This is a genomic window from Streptomyces sp. ICN903, assembly GCF_022015835.1.
Classification (GTDB): Bacteria; Actinomycetota; Actinomycetes; order Streptomycetales; family Streptomycetaceae; genus Streptomyces; species Streptomyces fenghuangensis.
In genome coordinates, this window is record NZ_JAKMAY010000573.1 from 1 (window position 1) to 1,263 (window position 1,263).

Sequence of the window (1,263 nt, forward strand, 5' to 3'; positions counted from 1 at the left end):
GACCTGCGGCGGGGCCTGCCGCGCCTGCCGCCGCCGGACCCCCTTGAACCTCCGGAACCCCTGGCGCGGCCGGTCTGCCCGCCTCCCGCGGACTTCCGCCGCGCTCCGCCCCCGTCCGAGCGCCCCGGCTTCGGCTTGTCCTGCCTGTCCCGCCCGCCCGGCTTGGACTCCTCGGCGACGGCGGGGCGCCGGCCCCGGGTGCTGTTGACCGTCCGCCCCCGGACGATTCCGATGAAGTCCTCCACCAGGTCGGTGGTCCGGTCCTCCCGCCACGACAGCGCGACGCGCGACTGCGGGGCGTCCGTGACCGGCCGGTAGGTGAGGTCCCTGCGGTGGTGCAGGCGGGCGAGTGACTGCGGTACGACGAGCAGCCCGACCCCCGCCGCCACCAGTTCGATCGCGTCCGCCGTCGTGGCGGGGCGCTCGAGGGCGGGACGCCCCGGCGGGCGCTCCCAGTCCAGGGTGTCGTCGAGGGGGTGCAGCACGATCTCGTCGGCCAGTTCCCCGGCGGACACCTCCTCGGCCGCCGTCACGAGATGGTCCTTGGGGACCACCACCACCGTGGTCTCGGTGTAGAGGGGGATGGCGCTGAGATCCGTCCGGTCGGTGGGCAGCCGCAGGAAACCCGCGTCGGCGCCGCCGTCGCGCAGCACGCCGGACGCCTCGGCGGCGGACACCTGGACGAGGTCGAGCGGGACGCCGGGCAGACGCTCGTTCCAGATCCGCACCCACTTGGCGGGCGTCACTCCCGGGACGTACGCGAGCCGGAACGAGGGGGATGCTTCCGAGCCGTTCACCGGGCCAGGCTACCGGTCGGCCGGGCAGCCGGGTGGCGGGAGGAGCGGCGGGCGCTCGATACCCTGGACTCCATGAAGTCGCAGCAGACCGCCCAGACGATGAAGCCCGCCACCGCGGCGAAGAAGCTGGGTGTGTACCTCGAGGCCACCCCCGCCGAGTTCCGGGAGGGCGTCGTCTCGCGCGCGGAACTGGACGCGCTGCAGAACGACCCGCCCGAGTGGCTGCGGGAGCTGCGGCGCGACGGACCGCACCCCCGTCCGGTGGTGGCGGCGAAACTGGGGGTCTCCAACTCGGGACTCGCGCGCGGCGGCATCACCGAGCCCCTGACCACCGAGCAGATCGAGGCGCTGAAGGCGGAGAACCCCGAGTGGCTGCGCAAGGAGCGCGCCACCCAGGCCGAGGTCCGCAAGGAGGCGGCGCGCCTGAAGGAGCGGAAGGCGGAGCAGGGCGGCTGACCCCGCCCGC

General features: G+C 74.7%; 2 protein-coding genes. One reads left to right on the top strand and one right to left on the bottom strand.

Going from position 1 to position 1,263, the window contains the following annotated elements; genetic code table 11:
- Positions 1-797, bottom strand: a 797-nt coding sequence (locus L7D48_RS28875) for a LysR family transcriptional regulator substrate-binding protein (protein WP_237884065.1), incomplete at its 3' end; no start/stop codon positions are given.
- 72 nt (positions 798-869) lie between these two features.
- Here L7D48_RS28875 and L7D48_RS28880 point away from each other — a divergent pair.
- Positions 870-1,253 (top strand): DUF5997 family protein, encoded by a 384-nt coding sequence (locus L7D48_RS28880; protein ID WP_237884067.1) that lies wholly within the window; start codon positions 870-872, stop codon positions 1,251-1,253.
- Positions 1,254-1,263: the final 10 nt, after the last annotated feature.

Excerpts from the sequence above, each read along its gene's own strand:
- L7D48_RS28880 (WP_237884067.1), top strand. The coding sequence starts at position 870 with ATGAAGTCGCAGCAGACCGCCCAGACGATGAAGCCCGCCACCGCGGCG.